Origin of the sequence: Sphingomonas profundi (assembly GCF_009739515.1) — a bacterium.
Lineage (GTDB): Bacteria > Pseudomonadota > Alphaproteobacteria > Sphingomonadales > Sphingomonadaceae > Alterirhizorhabdus > Alterirhizorhabdus profundi.
Window position 1 is genome coordinate 1,476,139 of the sequence record NZ_CP046535.1, and the last position, 16,218, is coordinate 1,492,356.

Sequence of the window (16,218 nt, forward strand, 5' to 3'; positions counted from 1 at the left end):
TGCCGGGGTTTCCCAACGCTGAAATGTTCGCCCGCGGCCGTGCACTCGGCAGCGAAGGTCGAGGGACGGGACGATCCACTTGGAGATCGTCCCTCCGCCGGGCTCAGGCAGAGACCTTGGCGGCCTTGCCGGTCGCCGTCTTCGCCGCGGCCTTCTTCTTGGGCGCGGCCTTCTTCGGTGCGGCAGCGGCGGCTGTCGCGGCCTTGGCCGGCGCCTTCTTCGGCGCTGCCTTCTTCACCGGCTTCTTGCCCTTTGGCGGTCCCTTGGCGGCCCGTTCCGCCAGCAGGGCCAGCGCCTCCTCGAAGGTCATCGTCGCCGGGTCGGCCGTCTTGGGCAGGGTCGCGTTGGTCACGCCGTCGGTCGCATAGGGGCCGAAGCGGCCTTCCATCAGCTTCACCGGCTTGCCCGTCTCCGGGCTGTCGCCGAAGCTGGCGAGCGGTTCCTTGGCGGCGCCGCGCCCTCGCCCGCCGCCCGCCGCCGCCTCGGCCAGCTTCACCACGGCCGCGTTCATGCCCGTCTCGAACACGTCGGCCGTGGTCTGCAGGCGGCCATATTTGCCGTCATGCTGCAGATAAGGGCCGTAGCGGCCGATGCTGGCGGTGATCGGCTTGCCCGTTTCCGGATGCTCGCCGATCGTGCGCGGCAGCGAGAGCAGCTTCAGCGCCCAGTCGATCGCGAAATCATCGCCCTGCGGCACGTCCTTGGGGATCGAGGCGCGCTTCGCCTCCTTGCCGTCGCCGAGCTGCACATAGGGGCCGAAGCGCCCGCTGCGCCTGGACACCTCCTCGCCCGTCGCCGGATCGGTGCCGAGCACCACCGGCCCGGCATCCGCGCCCGCGTCCGCAGCACCGCCCGCCTGCGCGAAGCGACGGGTGTATTTGCAGTCCGGATAGTTGGAGCAGGCGATGAACGCGCCGAACTTGCCGCCGCGCAGCGCCAGCTTGCCCTGGTGGCACACCGGGCAGAGCCGGGGATCGCTGCCGTCCCCCTTGTCCGGGAACAGATATGGCCCGAGGAACTGGTCGAGCGCCGCCGTCACTTCGGACGGCTTCTGCTCCATCACCTCCATCGTCTTCGGCTTGAAGTCCCGCCAGAAGGCCTCCAGCACCGCCTGCCAGCCGGCGCGCCCGCCGGACACGTCGTCAAGGCTTTCCTCCAGCCCGGCCGTGTAATCGTAGCTGACATAGCGTTCGAAGAAGCGTTCGAGGAAGGCCGTCACCAGCCGGCCGCTCTCGGCGGGGATGAAGCGGTTCTTATCCACCGTCACATATTCGCGGTCCTTCAACACCTGCAGGACGGACGCGTAGGTGGAGGGGCGGCCGATGCCCAGCTCCTCCATCTTCTTGACGAGGCTCGCCTCGGAATAGCGCGGCGGCGGCTGGGTGAAATGCTGGTCCGCGGTGACGCGCTTCTTGGCCGGCGTGTCGCCCTCCTTCAGGCGCGGCAGGCGGCGGCTTTCGTCGTCGTCACCGGCGTCGGCCTGCTTGCCGGAGCCGGCACCAGGAACGTCGTCCCGACCTTCCTCATAGAGCGCCAGATAGCCGGGGAACAGCACCACCTGTCCGGTGGCGCGCAGCGCCTGCTGGCCGATGCCGTCGGTCAGCTCGATCGTCGTCCGCTCCAGCCGGGCGGACGCCATCTGGCTCGCCATCGCCCGCTTCCAGACGAGATCGTAAAGCCGCGCATGATCGCCCGAGCCGGCCCGGTCGCGGCCGAAGTCGGTCGGCCGGATCGCCTCGTGCGCCTCCTGCGCGTTCTTCGCCTTCGTCTGGTAGATGCGGGGCTTGTCCGGCACGTAGCTGGCATCGTAGCGGTTGGCGATCGCGCCGCGCGCGGCTGAGATGGCGCTGCCGTCCATCTGCACGCCGTCCGTCCGCATATAGGTGATGGCGCCATCCTCGTAGAGCGCCTGCGCCAGCCGCATCGTGTGGCTGGCCGAGAAGCCGAGCTTGCGCGCCGCCTCCTGCTGCAGGGTGGAGGTGGTGAACGGCGGCGGCGGATTGCGCGTGAGCGGCTTGGTCTCGACGCTGGCGACGGAGAAGCGCCCGGCCTCCACCGCCGCCTTGGCCGCATCGGCGTCGCCCTTGTTGCCGATCGTCAGCCGATCGATCTTGCGGCCCTGCCAGCGCACGAGCCGGGCGACGAAACCGACCCCGTCCTGCTCCATGTCGGCCGCGACCGACCAATATTCCTGCGGCACGAACGCCTCGATCTCGCGCTCGCGGTCCACCACCAGCCGCAGCGCCACCGATTGCACGCGCCCGGCCGATTTCGCCCCCGGCAGCTTGCGCCACAGCACCGGCGAGAGGGTGAAGCCGACCAGATAGTCCAGCGCGCGGCGCGCCCGGTAGGCGTCGATCAGATCCTCGTCCAGCGCGCGCGGATGTGCCATCGCGTCGAGCACGGCCGGCTTGGTGATCGCGTTGAAGGTCACGCGGCGCACGTCTTTCGGCAACGCGCGGCGCTTGCGCAGCACCTCCTGCACGTGCCAGCTGATCGCCTCGCCCTCGCGATCGGGGTCAGTCGCCAGGATCAGCGTCTCGGCGCCTTTCGCCTCGTCGGTGATCGCCTTCAGCTGCTTGGCCTTGTCGGCGTAGTTCTCCCACTCCATCGCGAACCCCTCGTCCGGGTTCACCGATCCGTCCTTGGCGGGCAGATCGCGGACATGGCCGTAGGAGGCGAGCACGCGGTGGCCCGGCCCGAGATACTTCTCGATGGTCTTGGCCTTGGCCGGGGATTCGACGACGACGAGCTTCATCTTGACACGGGTTCCTTCGTACGTACGCGCGAGGGTGACGAGCCGGCGGCAGTGCAGTCAAGAGGGCGGCTAGCGCCGGCACGTTACAGGGTGGCGATGAACGCGGGGCGCGGGCGGTGGTTCACCGCCCCCTTCCGGGCTCGCCGTCTCAGCCCGTCACGCTCGCCCGGCCGCCGGCGTGCCGTTCCAGCCGGCCGGCGAGTTCCAGCTCCAGCAGCACCGTCTGCACGATCGCCGGCGGTAGAGCGGAGAGGCGGATGAGTTCGTCGACCGGCACCGGCACCGGCCCCAGCAGCGCGATCAGCCGCCGCCGCTCCGCGTCCGAAGGGTCGGCGGCGATCGGTGCCGGCGCGTAGCCGCCGACGCGGGCGAAGACGCCGCCGCCGATCGATCCCAACGCCTCGGCCACATCGGCGGCGGACTGGATCAGCGTCGCGCCCTCGCGGATCAGCAGGTTGCACCCCTGCGCGCGCGGATCGAGGGGGGAGCCCGGCACCGCCATCACCTCCCGCCCATAATCCCCGGCATGGCGGGCGGTGATGAGCGAGCCGGACTTCGGCGCCGCCTCCACCACCAGGGTGCCGAGCGACAGGCCGGCGATCACGCGGTTGCGATAGGGGAAGTGGCGGGCGCGCGGCTCGGTGCCGGGCGGCTGCTCGGCGATCAGCAGGCCCTGCGTCGCGATCGCGTACTGGAGGGCGTCGTTCTCGGGCGGATAGACCACGTCTATGCCGCCGGCGACGACGGCGATCGTGCCCGCCGCCAGCGATCCGGCATGCGCCGCCGTGTCGATGCCGCGCGCCAGGCCGGAGACCACGACGATGCCGCGCTCGCCAAGCTCGGCCGCCATGCCGCGCGCGAAGCGGACGGCGGCGGCCGAGGCGTTGCGCGCGCCGACCATCGCCACCGCCGGCCGGTCGAGCAGGTCAATCCGGCCGCGCACGATCAGCACCGCCGGCGCGCCGTCGATCTGCGCCAGCAGCGGCGGATAGGGGGGATGGCCGTGGAACAGGTGACGCGCGCCCAGCGCCGCGACGCGCTCCATCTCCCGCCGGGCCAGGTCCACGCCGGCCAGCGCGGGTGCCGGCCCGCCGCCGCGCCGGGCGAGATCGGGCACCGCCGCCAGCGCGCGGCGAGCGGTGCCGAAGCGGGCGATCAGCTGGGCGCAGCTGACCGGGCCGATGCGCGGCGTGCGGATCAGGCGAAGATGGGCGATCCATTCCTCGTCGCCCAGGCCGCCGCCGGGCGTCTCGCCGCCGTCAGCCAACCGGCGGCTTCGCGCCGATGCGCGGCTCCGTGCCGGCGAGCAGCCGCTCCAGATTGCCGCGATGCTTCCACAGCACCAGCAGCGTGAACACGAGGAACAGCAGCACCAGCCCGAACTTGCCGAGCACCGCCGCGCATACCGGGGTTGAGACCGCCGCCGCCATGCCGCCGACCGAGGAGATGCGGGTGACGAGCACCGCCCCCAGCCACACGGCGGCGAACACCAGCCCGCACGGCCAGCTCAGCGCCAGCGAGATGCCCAGCAGCGTGGATACGCCCTTGCCGCCGCGGAAGCGCAGCCACACCGGATAGCAGTGGCCGAAGAAGGCGCCGAGCGCCGCGAGCGCAGCATAATCGGCCGAGAAGCGCGCGGCGATCAGCACCGCCACCGCGCCCTTTGCGCCATCCAGCAGCAAGGTGAGCGCCGCCGCTGCCTTGTTGCCGGTGCGCAGCACGTTGGTGGCGCCGATATTGCCCGATCCGATCGTGCGCAGATCGCCCCCGCCGGTCGCCCGCGTCAGCAGCACGCCGAACGGGATCGATCCCAGCAGATAACCGGCCAGCAGCGCCAGCAGCGCGCCGACCCAAGGCTGAACGATCACTTCAAGGCTCCCCGATCGCCGTTCATAATAAAGGAAAATCGCGCCACCGCAATGACGCCGCCCGGCGGCTCGATTGCGTGCGCGGCGGCCGCGCCCTAGATGCGCGGTGATGGCCGACGATCGCCCGCTGCTCTTCTTCGATTCCGGCGTCGGCGGCCTTTCCGTACTGTCGCCCACGCGCGCGCTGCTGCCGGCGGCGCCGATCGTCTACGCGGCGGACAATGGCGGCTTCCCCTACGGCACCCGCAGCGAGGCCGAGATCGCGGCGCGCGTGCCGGCACTGCTCGGCCGGCTGGCGGAACGGTTCGATCCGCGCCTCATCGTCGTCGCCTGCAACACGGCCTCCACGATCGCGCTGGCGGCGGTGCGCGCCGCGCTCGATCTGCCGGTGGTGGGCACGGTGCCGGCGATCAAGCCGGCCGCCGCCCTCTCCGCCACGCGCGCGATCGGCGTGCTGGGCACGGAGGCGACGGTGCGCCAGCCCTATGTCGACGATCTCACCGCCCGCTTCGCCGCCGACTGCCTGGTGCTGCGCCACGGATCGGCCCGCCTCGTCACGCTCGCGGAGGCGGCGCTGGCGGGCGAGCCGACCGACGCGGCCGATTATGCCGCCGTATTGGCCGGCCTGCTGGACCAGCCCGGCGGCGAGCGGATCGATACGGTGGTGCTCGCCTGCACCCATTTCCCGCTGGTGTCCGATCGGCTGGCGGCCGCGGCCCCGCGCCCGATCGCCTTCGTGGACGGCGGCGCCGGGATCGCCCGGCGGGTGGCGCACCTCACCGCCGGGCAGGCGTGGCCCGATGCGCCCGGCCCCGGCACCGCCATGTTCACCGCGCCCCGGCCGATCGGTGATGGCCTGCGTGCGTCGCTGGGCCGATACGGGCTGAACCACATCGCTTTTCTCTAGGCCGGATCGACATTTAGCTTTCTGCCTGTCCGCTCCTGAGGAGGGGCTGAGCGGAGGCGAAGCCCCGTCTCGAAGGACGGCCCGTGTCCTTCGAGACGCCATTTCGACACGCTCAATGGCTCCTCAGGATGAGCGGTGTGCATAAATGCGAGCAAATCGACTTGGTTCGGTGAATGTCGATCAGGACTGGCGCGCCACCCCCTTCTTGCGAACCGTTCGCGCTGGAAATGCCCCGGGCGAACCGCTAAAAGCCCGCGCAATATCGGGGGAGTGAGCCTCTTGGACTATCAGCGCGTTTTCGCTCAGGCGATCGATCGTCTTCATGCCGAGGGCCGCTACCGCGTCTTCATCGATATCCTGCGCAACAAGGGCGCCTTCCCCAACGCCCGCTGCTTCGCCGGCCACAACGGGCCGAAGCCGATCACCGTCTGGTGCTCGAACGACTATCTGGCGATGGGCCAGCACCCCGATGTGATCTCCGCCATGGAGGAGGCGCTGCACGATGTCGGCGCCGGATCAGGCGGTACGCGCAACATCGGCGGCAACACCCACTATCATATCGACCTTGAGGCGGAGCTCGCCGACCTGCACGGCAAGGAGGGCGCGCTGCTCTTCACCTCCGGCTACGTCTCGAACGATGCGACGTTGACGACGCTGGGCAAGGTGCTGCCCGGCTGCATCATCTTCTCGGACGAGCTGAACCACGCCTCGATGATCGCCGGCATCCGCAACTCGGGCTGCGAGAAGCAGGTGTTCCGCCACAATGACGTGGAGCATCTGGAGCAGCTGCTGGCCGAGGCGGACCCGGAAGCACCCAAGCTGATCGCGTTCGAAAGCGTCTATTCGATGGATGGCGACGTCGCACCGATCCACGCGATCTGCGATCTGGCCGATCGCTATAACGCCCTCACCTATCTGGACGAGGTCCACGCCGTCGGCATGTACGGCCCGCGCGGCGGCGGCATCTCCGATCGCGAGCAGGCGGCGCACCGCCTGACCATCATCGAGGGCACGCTGGCCAAGGCCGTGGGCGTGATGGGCGGCTACATCGCCGCCGATCGCACGATCATCGACGTGATCCGCAGCTACGCGCCGGGCTTCATCTTTACCACCTCGCTGTCGCCGGTGCTGGTGGCGGGCGCGCTCGCCAGCGTGCGGCACCTCAAGCAGTCCGCCGTGGAGCGCGAAGGCCAGCAGGCATCGGCCGCCATGCTGAAGGCGTGCTTCGCCGATGCCGGGCTGCCGGTGATGCCCTCCACCACCCACATCGTGCCGCTGATGGTCGGCGATCCGGTGAAGGCGAAGAAGATCAGCGACATCCTGCTCGCCGAATATGGCGTGTACGTGCAGCCGATCAACTATCCCACCGTGCCGCGCGGCACCGAGCGGCTGCGCTTCACCCCCGGGCCGAGCCACACCGAGGCGATGATGCGCGATCTCACCCGCGCCCTCGTCGAGATCTGGGACCGCATGGAGATGCGGATCGCCGCCTGATCCGCCGTCCGGTCGATCATCGGGCAAAGCCGCCCCGGCGATGAACGCGACCCCGGCGCCGCCGCGCGCCGCGCACGACGTGACGCACGGCGATGTCGCCCGTGGCGCCGGCGCCGCGCTGCTCTCGCGGCTCGGTGCGGTCATCGAGGTCGTCGCCCAGCCCGCCTACACCCTGATGTTCGGGCTGGCGACCTACGGCCTCTACACCGTCCTCTGGTCGCTGGTCAGCCTGGTGGAGAATGTCGCCGATCTCGGCATGACCTCCGCGCTCCAGCGCGTCGTGCCGCAGGCGGCGGACGAGGCGCGCGCCGTCGCGGCGCTGCGCTCCGCGCTGCTGCTCGGCCTGATCCCCTGTACCACGATCGCCGCCTGCGCCAGCATCGCCGCGCCGTGGATCGCGGAGGTGGTCAACGTGGCGCCGGCGGATCGCCCGCCGCTGGCCACCGGCATCGCCCTGTTCGCCTGGGCCCTGCCGCTGTGGGCCTTCATCGAGATCGGCACCTCGGCCCTTCGCGCGCGCCGCGCGTTCGGCCCGGAGATCCGCCTGCGGATCGTGTGGGAGCAGATCATCCGCCTGATCGTCGCCACCGGGCTGTGGCTGGCCGGCGTCGACACGCTGGGCCTGCTGATCGCGCATCTGGCCTCGCTCACCATCACCGCCGGCGCCTGCATCCGCCTGCTCGGCCGTCACTACGACCTGCGCCTGCTGCTGCGCGGCCCGCGCGAACCGGGGATGCTGGCGCACACCGCGCTGGCCGGCCTGTCGGTACTGCCCTCGAACATCATCAGCCGGCTGTTCAGCGATGCCCCGCCGGTGATCCTGAACCTGATGATCCCCGGCGCCGGCGGGGCGACGGCGGCCGGCCTCTACGGCATCGCCCGCAAGCTATCGAGCCTGATCCAGCTCGTCCGCATGGCCTTCAGCTACGTGATGGGGCCGCTGGCCTCCGCCGTGGCGCGGCATGACAAGACCGCGATCCAGCCGCTCTACGCCTTTGCCACCCGCCTATCCACCGTGCTGGCGCTGCCGATCGCCGCCACCATCATGACCGCGGCCGACGCGCTGGCCCGCCTGTTCGGCAAGGAGGCGGCTGGCGCGGCGACCTTGCTGGTGCCGCTAGCCGTAGCGCGCGCGGTGGAGGCGGTGTGCGGGCCGGCGGGCGCCGTGCAGCAGGTGGCGAGCCGGCGGCTGCAGCCGGTGGTCAACAGCCTCTCCGGCCTGATCGTCGCCGCCCTCGCCGCCTGGCTGCTGCTGCCCGATGCGGGGCCGGTGGCGATGGCGATCGCGGTGGCCGCCGGGCTGATCGTGTCGAGCGGCTTCACCATCTGGCAGCTGAACCGCGCGGACGGGCTCAACCCGTTCCTACCGCCTTATGGTCGCGCGCTCGCCTGCTCGGCCGCCGCGTGCCTGCTGGTGGCGGCGATCATGGAGACGGCGCGGCTGCTGCCCTTCCCCGCCCGCGCCGCCCTGATCCTGCCGACCCTGCTCGGCGGCCTGTGGCTCTCGATCCGCTACGGCCTGGCCGAGCAGGACAAGGATGCCTTTGGCCGCCTCGGCCGCACCCTGCGGCTGGCGCGCCGGCCCTAGTCGCGGCAGAAGCCCTCGCCGGGCTTGATCGTCAGGCAGTCCTTCTTCTCGGCCAGCCACTTGAGGCCGGTCTCTTCGCCGCTCGTCGCGCGGATCGTCTCGCTCACGCCGTTGCGGGTAAAGCGGATCGAGTCGCCGTCGGCCACGCCGGTATAGTCGCCCTCGCTGTCCATCAGCGCGATGTGGAGACGGTAGGTGCCCGGCCGCTCGCCGGCGCCGATCTGCAGCACCAGACCCTCGACGCCGATCCAGCGGCCGACCCAGCCGTCGGTCGTCACGTTCGGCGAGGGTGCCTGCGGGTTGGAGGGCGCGGCCTCGTTCGCCACGACCATGCCGTTCTCCACCACGACATTCTCTTCGGGCGCCTTGCTGCCGCATCCGGCCAGCAGCGCGCACGTACCCAGCAGGATCGGCGTGATCCGCATGCTTCTTCTCCCCATTGTTGCGATCGCCCAACGCGCGTCCGCGGAAAAGGAACCGTGGGTGGCGCTTCGCCGCGCGCACCTCTAGGAAGCCGCCATCCGACTCAGGGATTTTGTGACATGGCCGCGACAATCGCCATCGCCTCCGATCACGCCGCCGTCGAGCTGAAGGCGATGCTGGCCGGCTGGCTGCGCGAGCTTGGGCATGACGTGATCGATCTCGGCCCGGCCACGGCGGACCGGGTGGACTATCCGGATTACGGCTACAGGCTGGCCGACGCGATCGCCGACGGCCGTGCCGCGCGCGGCGTGGCGCTGTGCGGATCCGGCATCGGCATCTCCATCGCGGTGAACCGGGCGCCGGCGTGCCGCTGCGCGCTCGTTTCCGATCCGCTCGCCGCCGCCCTCGCGCGCGAGCATAACGACGCCAACGTCATCGCCATGGGCGCCCGCCTGATCGGGCCGGACATGGCGAAGGCGTGCGTCGCGGCGTTCCTCTCCACGCCGTTCGCCGACGGTCGCCACGCCGGCCGCGTTCACAAGCTATCCTCCCCCTCTCTCGAAAGGCAGCCCGCATGAGCACCGACCCCGCAACGCTGAGCGCCGTGCAGCCGGACGGCTACTTCACCCGCAGCCTGGCCGAGGCCGACCCCGCCGTGTTCGCCGGGCTGAGCCGGGAGCTGACGCGCGAGCGGAAGCAGATCGAGCTGATCGCGAGCGAGAACATCGTCTCGAAGGCGGTGCTGGAGGCGCAGGGCAGCGTCTTCACCAACAAATATGCCGAGGGCTATCCGGGCAAACGCTACTATCAGGGCTGCGCCCCGTCCGACGTGGTCGAGAGCCTCGCCATCGATCGCGCCAAGCAGCTGTTCGGCTGCGGCTTCGCCAACGTCCAGCCGCATTCGGGCGCGCAGGCCAACGGCGCGGTGATGCTGGCGCTGACGAAGCCGGGCGACACGATCATGGGCATGAGCCTGGACGCCGGCGGCCACCTGACCCACGGCGCCAAGGCCGCCCTCTCCGGCAAGTGGTACAATGCGGTGCAATATGGCGTGCGCCGCGACGACCATCTGATCGATTTCGACCAAGTGGAGGCGCTGGCCCGCGAGCACCGGCCGCGCCTGATCATCGCCGGCGGATCGGCCTATCCGCGCGTGATCGACTTCGCCCGCTTCCGCGCCATCGCGGACGAGGTGGGCGCGATCTTCATGGTCGACATGGCGCATTTCGCCGGGCTGGTGGCCGGTGGCGCGCACCCGACGCCGTTCGGCCACGCCCATGTGGTGACGACGACGACGCACAAGACGCTGCGCGGCCCGCGCGGCGGCATGGTGCTGACCGACGACGAGGCGATCGCCAAGAAGATCAACTCGGCGGTGTTCCCCGGCCTCCAGGGCGGGCCGCTGATGCACGTGATCGCCGCCAAGGCGGTGGCCTTCGGCGAGGCGCTGGAGCCCGGCTTCAGGAGCTACGCCCGCGCCGTCATCGAGAATGCGAAGGCGCTGGCCGCCCGCTTGAAGGAGCGCGGTGCCGATGTCGTCTCCGGCGGCACCGACACGCATCTCGCGCTGATCGATCTCACCCCGCTCGGCGTCACCGGCAAGGATGCGGACGAGGCGCTGGAGCGGGCCGGCATCACCTGCAACAAGAACGGCGTGCCCTTCGATCCGCTGCCGCCGGTGAAGACCAGCGGCATCCGCGTGGGATCGCCGGCCGGCACGACGCGCGGCTTCGGCCCGGCCGAGTTCCGCGACATCGCCGACATGATCGCCGACGTGCTCGACGGCCTTGCGAAGAACGGCGAGCAGGGCGACGCCCGGGCGGAAGCCGCCGTGAAGGCGCGCGTGGAGGCGCTGTGCGATCGTTTCCCGATCTATCCGGACGCATGATGTGATCCCGGCTGCCCGACGGACCACGTAATGCGCTGCCCCTTCTGCGCGCACGAGGACAGTCAGGTGAAGGACAGCCGGCCGAGCGAGGACGGCGCCTCCATCCGCCGCCGCCGCCAGTGCGAGGGCTGTGGCGCGCGCTTCACCACGTTCGAGCGGGTGCAGCTGCGCGAACTGACGATCGTGAAGAGCGAGAACCGGCGCGAGCCGTTCGACCGGGCCAAGCTGGAGCGATCGATCGCGATCGCCTGCCGCAAGCGCCCGATCGAGCCCGGCCGGATCGAGCGCCTGGTCTCCGCCATCCAGCGCCAGATCGAGACCAGCGGCGAGAGCGAGATCCCGGCCAAGCGCGTCGGCGAGATGGTGATGGCCGGGCTGAAGGCGCTGGACACGGTGGCCTACATCCGTTTCGCCAGCGTCTACAAGGATTTCACCGAGGCCAAGGATTTCGAGGACTTCGCCGGCACCGTGGCCGAAGCGGGGCGCGAGTGACGGAGCGCCCACCCTCCAGCGCCCTTGCCCCGAGCGAAATCGAGCTTGCCCCGAGCGAAATCGAGCTTGCCCCGAGCGAAGTCGAGCTTGCCCCGAGCGAAGTCGAGGGGCCGCCCGCATCGATCGAAGCCGGGATGCGGCCCCACACATGACCTTCTGGACGTACATGCTGCGCTGTGCCGACGGCAGCTACTATGTCGGCCAGACAAGCGACCTCGAGCGCCGACTGGGGCAGCACCAGTCCGGCGAGATCGCCGGCTACACGCAGGATCGCCGACCGGTCGTACTGGTCTGGTCCGAGACGTTCCAGACGCGTGACGAGGCGCGCGCGGCCGAACACCGGATCAAGCCCTGGTCACGCGCCAAGAAGGAGGCGTTGATCGCGGGCGACTGGAGCGCGCTGCGTGCCGCTGCCATACCGCCTTCGGAGCGTGAGACGCGCGCCTCGGCTCCGCTCGGCGAGGCCCCTCGACTTCGCTCGGGGCAAGGTGGGGCGGCGGAAAGGCAACCCGCCATCGTCCTCGTGCGGCCCCAGCTCGGCGAGAATATCGGCAAGGCGGCGCGGGCCATGCTGAACTTCGGGTTGACCGACCTGCGCCTGGTCGCCCCGCGGGACGGGTGGCCCAATCCCGACGCCGGTCCTGCCGCCAGCGGCGCGGACGCCGTGCTCGCCGCCGCGCGCGTGTACGGCAGCGTGGCCGAGGCGACGGCGGACTGCGCGCATGTCTACGCCACCACCGTGCGGAAACGCGGCGTGTCGAAGCCCGTCGTCACGCCCGAGCAGGCGGCGACCGCGATGCACGCCGAGCCGGGACGGTCCGCCATCCTGTTCGGCCCCGAACGCTCCGGCCTGGAGACGGACGACGTGGCCGTCGCGCGCACGATCGTCACCGTGCCGATCAATCCCGAGTTCGGCTCGCTCAACCTCGCCCAGGCGGTGATCCTCGTCGCGTACGAATGGTCGAAGGGCGTCGCCCTCGCCTCGCCCCCCGCCACGGATCGCGCGCCGCCGGCGCCGCAGGCCGAGCTGGACGGCATGATCGCGCATCTGGACGGCATATTGGAGCGGGCCGGCTATTATTTTCCGCCCGATCGCGCCCATGTCGACAAGCGCGCGCTGCGCACGATCCTGACGAGCCCCGGCTGGAACGCCGGCGAGGTGCGCACGCTGCGCGGCGTGCTGCGGTCGATCGAGCGGGCGCTGGCCGAGCGATAGGAACACTGTCCGGAGCGAAGCCGGGCGGCCGGTCCGCTATGAAAAGGCACCGCCCCTGCCCTTTACCCCGAGCGAAGTCGAGGGGCCACCCCGATGCGTGTCTCGTGCCTCGTGTCTCGACTGCGCTCGACAGATGGATCGCGCTCGCGTCTCGACAGCTCTCGACAGGTCGGCCATGTCCCGACCGCAGTCGAGGGACGCTTACCGCGCGTCGAAGCGTTCCATCTCGTAGGCGATCGAGCCCTCGACCAGCATGTCGTACAGCGCCGCCGCCAGCGCCGGCGGAAAGCCCCTGGCCTCGGCCACCGCGCGCGCGTGATCGATCACCGCCGCCTTGCGCGGCTCGTCCCGCACCAGCTCGCGCGTGGGCTTGATCCGCGCCGCCGCGTCCATGTAGCGCATCCGCTGGGCGAACAGGCCGACGATCGCCTCGTCCAGCGCATCCACCCCGGCGCGCACCTCGGCCATGGTCGTGCAGCGGTCGGCGGGAAGGGGATCGGGCATGGGCGATCCCCTAGCGGCCCGGCCGGCCGGTGCGCAACCTTGACTTCGATCGGTAACGTGGCCATAGGCCCGCCTTCGCAATTGGCCCCGCACCCCCGGTGAAGCGGTGGCCCTGCCCTCCAGCGATGGAACCAGCAGCGCGGCGCCGGGGAGCAGACGAACGCAATTGAAGGACGGAACATGACGAAGCGCACCAGCGCCAAGTACAAGCTCGATCGCCGCATGGGCGAGAATATCTGGGGCCGGCCGAAGTCCCCGGTGAACAAGCGCGAGTACGGCCCTGGCCAGCACGGCCAGCGCCGCAAGAGCAAGGTCTCCGATTACGGCGTGCAGCTGAAGGCCAAGCAGAAGCTGAAGGGCTATTACGGCGACATCACCGAGAAGCAGTTCAAGCGCAGCTACACCGATGCGTCCAAGATGAAGGGCGATACCTCGCAGAACCTGATCGGTCTGCTGGAGCGGCGGCTCGACATGGTCGTCTACCGCGCCAAGTTCGCGCCGACGATCTTCGCCGCCCGCCAGATCGTGAACCACGGCCACATCCTGGTGAACGGCGTGAAGTGCAACATCGCGTCGCGCCGGGTGAATCCGGGCGACGAGATCACGCTTGGCACCAAGGCGCAGGAGATGGCACTGGTGATGGAGGCGCAGGGCCTCAGCGAGCGCGACATCCCCGACTATGTCTCGCCGGACGGCGCCGCCAAGATCACCTACGTCCGCGTGCCGACGCTGGACGAGGTGCCCTATCCGGTGAAGATGGAGCCGAACCTGGTCGTCGAGTTCTACTCGCGCTGATCGGGCCGGCTGGCTAACGAAGGGGCTTCGAAACTCAGGTTCCGGAGCCCTTTTTTCTTCGGCGGTCATGGCTTACGATCCGCCGCCCGGCGCTACCCCGATCGGTTCGGAGAGGCGAATAGTAGGCTGGCGACGCGGGATCGGGGCAGAATGAAGCGCATCCATATCCTGCGTTCAGTTCTGATTCTTTGCCTCTCGTCAGTCGGTCACGCTCGAGCTGGCGATCACCCGCCGCCGGGCGTGCCGTTGCGGGATCCGTCGAGCCTGCCGCCGCGCCAGCAAGACCTGGTCAGGATAGCAACTCAGCGGCTGCACGAGGCAGGAGACCGCTGGATGCGGTGCGGTAATGCGGCCGCCGTAGCGGCGTTCAACCGCGGCAGCACCCTCAACCCGAGGCAACTCGCGGAGAAGAGCGTAGATGGCTGCGCCTCGTCCCGTGCCGAGATGATGGTTACGGCACGGTCATCCGCGCAAAGCCTTGCTCCCGGCCGGAACGTCAACAGGCACGTTGGTGCCATTGTCGCTTACGAGCGACAGCAGATCATCGAAGGCCTGGCTCGGACGATCCAGATGACCGCAGACCGCATCATGCGGTAAGTCGATAACAACCCTGCCATTGAGGTAAACCGTGACGGGCTACTTGCCTGCCACCGTGCGCTTGCCGCCGATCCAGGTCTCGATCACCCGGGTGGCGCGAATGTCGCGCGGGGCGGCCTCGAAGATGTCGCGGTCGATCAGCACGAAATCGGCATAGTGGCCGGGCGTCAGGCTGCCGATGCGGTCCTCGGCGAAGCCGGCATAAGCGGCGCCGGTGGTGAAGGCCGCCATCGCCTCGACGAAGGTCAGCTTCTGCGCGGGCAGCCAGCCGCCCGCCGGCTCGCCGGCCGCATCCTCGCGGCTGATCGCGGCCGCCAGCCCCGCGAACGGGTCCGGCCGCTCCACCGGAAAGTCCGATCCAAAGGCCAGCGGCACCTTCTCGTCCAGCATCGTCCGCCACGCATAGGCGCCCGCCAGCCGCGCCGGGCCGAGCCGCGCCTCGGCCATGCGCCAGTCTGACGTCTCGTGCGTCGGTTGCATGGAGGCGACGGTGCCGTTCCTGGAGAAGCGCGGCAGGTCCGCCGGATCGACGATCTGGGCATGTTCGATGCGCCAGCGGCGATCGCCCTTGTACGTCTCGGCCAGCTCGTCGATTGCGTCGAGCACCTGCGCGTTGGCGGCGTCGCCGATTGCGTGGACGGCCACCTGGAAGCCGTCCATCGCCGCCCGGCTCATCAGGTTGCGCAGCTTGGCGTCGTCGAGGAATTGCAGGCCGCGCTGCCTGGGCGCATCGGCATAGTCCGCCTTCAGCCACGCCCCGCGCGAGCCGAGCGCGCCATCGGCGTAGAGCTTCACCCCGGCCATGCGCAGCCGCCCGTCGTACAGCCACGGCGTCGGCCCGGTGCCGGCGATGGCGGCCAGCGGCTCTATCCCGCTGGCATAGGCCATCACGCGCACGGCCAGCCGCCCGGCATCGCCGGCGCGCCGCATCACCAGCCAGTCGTCGGTGCTGGTTCCCATGTCGGCCACGGCGGTGATGCCGTTGGCTATCAGCAGCTCCTGCGCGCGGGCGAAGGCGGCGTCGCGCTCGCGCGGCAGCGGCGGCGGCACCGCTTTCTCGACGAGCGCGGTGGCCGCATCGATGAAGGTGCCGGTCGGCCGGCCGCCGGCCATCTCGATACGCCCGCCGGTGGGCTGCGGCGTCCTGGCCGTCACCCCGGCCAGCGCCAGCGCGGCGGAGTTGGCGACGGCGGCGTGACCATCCACCCGCGACAGCCACACCGGCCGGTCCGGCACCGCCGCGTCGAGATCGGCGGCCGTCGGCATGCGGCCGAGGCCCCATCGCTCCTGATTCCAGCCGCCGCCGGTGATCCAGCGCAGGTTCGGATGGTCGGCCGCCCAGCGCCGCAGCTTCGCCTGCGCCTCCGCCAAGGTCGCCGTGTCCGACAGGTCGAGCGACAGCGCCTGCATGCCGAGCGCCATGACGTGGCCGTGTGCATCGATCAGGCCGGGGATCAGCGTGCGGCCGCCGGCATCGAGCTTGTAGTCGAGCGCGGCGGTCGGCCGCTTCTCTTTGCCCTCGTACAGCCGGGAAACCTTGCCCTGGCGATCGATCAGCAGGCCGGTGAAACGCTGCACGCGCCCCTTGCCGTCAAGCGTATAGCCGTTGACATTATCGACGAGGCCGTCGGCGAGGGCCGGCGCGGCGATCGTCACGGCGGCGGCGGCGGCCGCCAGCGCCAGGCGCC

15 protein-coding genes are annotated in these 16,218 nt (G+C 70.3%); 9 read left to right on the plus strand and 6 right to left on the minus strand.

The features are described 5' to 3' along the window. Positions 1–103 precede the first annotated feature (103 nt). From topA to plsY, 3 genes are all read right to left on the minus strand, one after another. A complete protein-coding gene (topA, locus tag GNT64_RS06810; protein WP_156678818.1) occupies positions 104–2,758 on the minus strand; it encodes a type I DNA topoisomerase in 2,655 nt (884 codons plus the stop codon). 148 nt (positions 2,759–2,906) lie between these two features. Further along, positions 2,907–4,025, minus strand: coding sequence for a DNA-processing protein DprA (dprA, locus tag GNT64_RS06815; RefSeq protein WP_231639343.1), 1,119 nt, complete (start codon positions 4,023–4,025; stop codon positions 2,907–2,909). Further along, complete coding sequence (plsY, locus tag GNT64_RS06820) at positions 4,018–4,626, minus strand: glycerol-3-phosphate 1-O-acyltransferase PlsY (RefSeq protein WP_156678819.1); 609 nt, start codon at positions 4,624–4,626, stop codon at positions 4,018–4,020. The genes dprA and plsY overlap by 8 nt, the downstream gene beginning before the upstream one ends. A gap of 109 nt (positions 4,627–4,735) precedes the next feature. Between plsY and murI the strand changes: the two genes are divergently transcribed. The 3 genes from murI to GNT64_RS06835 all read left to right on the plus strand — a co-directional run bounded on the left by murI (position 4,736) and on the right by GNT64_RS06835 (position 8,615). Next, the gene (gene murI, locus GNT64_RS06825) at positions 4,736–5,533 is read left to right on the plus strand and encodes a glutamate racemase (protein ID WP_156678820.1); all 798 of its coding nucleotides are present in this window, start codon (positions 4,736–4,738) and stop codon (positions 5,531–5,533) included. 279 nt (positions 5,534–5,812) lie between these two features. Beyond that, a complete protein-coding gene (hemA, locus tag GNT64_RS06830) occupies positions 5,813–7,027 on the plus strand; it encodes a 5-aminolevulinate synthase (protein WP_156681485.1) in 1,215 nt (404 codons plus the stop codon). Between the two features lie 40 nt (positions 7,028–7,067). Further along, on the plus strand, positions 7,068–8,615 hold the full coding sequence (locus GNT64_RS06835; protein WP_156678821.1) for a lipopolysaccharide biosynthesis protein: 1,548 nt from the start codon (positions 7,068–7,070) through the stop codon (positions 8,613–8,615). On the opposite strand, the gene GNT64_RS06840 is transcribed toward GNT64_RS06835, so the two are convergent. Further along, the gene (locus GNT64_RS06840; protein ID WP_156678822.1) at positions 8,612–9,040 is read right to left on the minus strand and encodes a hypothetical protein; all 429 of its coding nucleotides are present in this window, start codon (positions 9,038–9,040) and stop codon (positions 8,612–8,614) included. The two genes, GNT64_RS06835 and GNT64_RS06840, sit on opposite strands and share 4 nt — an antisense overlap. 117 nt (positions 9,041–9,157) lie before the next feature. Between GNT64_RS06840 and GNT64_RS06845 the strand changes: the two genes are divergently transcribed. The 4 genes from GNT64_RS06845 to GNT64_RS06860 all read left to right on the plus strand — a co-directional run bounded on the left by GNT64_RS06845 (position 9,158) and on the right by GNT64_RS06860 (position 12,634). Next, entirely contained in the window at positions 9,158–9,616 is a 459-nt protein-coding gene (locus tag GNT64_RS06845) for an RpiB/LacA/LacB family sugar-phosphate isomerase (RefSeq protein WP_156678823.1), read from the plus strand. Further along, positions 9,613–10,926, plus strand: a complete 1,314-nt coding sequence (gene glyA, locus GNT64_RS06850; protein ID WP_156678824.1) for a serine hydroxymethyltransferase — start codon at positions 9,613–9,615, stop codon at positions 10,924–10,926. Before GNT64_RS06845 ends, glyA begins: the two co-directional genes overlap by 4 nt. Positions 10,927–10,956: 30 nt before the next feature. Next, positions 10,957–11,418 carry a transcriptional regulator NrdR gene (gene nrdR, locus GNT64_RS06855; protein ID WP_156678825.1) on the plus strand — a complete coding sequence of 154 codons (462 nt, stop codon included), beginning with the start codon at positions 10,957–10,959 and terminating at the stop codon, positions 11,416–11,418. Between the two features lie 148 nt (positions 11,419–11,566). Beyond that, positions 11,567–12,634: a TrmH family RNA methyltransferase gene (locus GNT64_RS06860; protein WP_156678826.1), complete on the plus strand. Its 1,068-nt coding sequence runs from the start codon at positions 11,567–11,569 to the stop codon at positions 12,632–12,634. A 201-nt stretch (positions 12,635–12,835) separates the two neighbouring features. Here GNT64_RS06860 and GNT64_RS06865 read toward each other — a convergent pair whose 3' ends face one another. Beyond that, positions 12,836–13,138 (minus strand): chorismate mutase, encoded by a 303-nt coding sequence (locus tag GNT64_RS06865; RefSeq protein WP_156678827.1) that lies wholly within the window; start codon positions 13,136–13,138, stop codon positions 12,836–12,838. Positions 13,139–13,318: 180 nt separating this feature from the next. Between GNT64_RS06865 and rpsD the strand changes: the two genes are divergently transcribed. Then, positions 13,319–13,933, plus strand: coding sequence for a 30S ribosomal protein S4 (gene rpsD / locus GNT64_RS06870; protein WP_156678828.1), 615 nt, complete (start codon positions 13,319–13,321; stop codon positions 13,931–13,933). A gap of 150 nt (positions 13,934–14,083) precedes the next feature. Next, on the plus strand, positions 14,084–14,530 hold the full coding sequence (locus GNT64_RS06875; protein ID WP_156678829.1) for a hypothetical protein: 447 nt from the start codon (positions 14,084–14,086) through the stop codon (positions 14,528–14,530). A 39-nt stretch (positions 14,531–14,569) separates the two neighbouring features. Here GNT64_RS06875 and GNT64_RS06880 read toward each other — a convergent pair whose 3' ends face one another. Further along, entirely contained in the window at positions 14,570–16,213 is a 1,644-nt protein-coding gene (locus GNT64_RS06880) for an amidohydrolase (protein WP_231639491.1), read from the minus strand. Positions 16,214–16,218 lie beyond the last annotated feature (5 nt).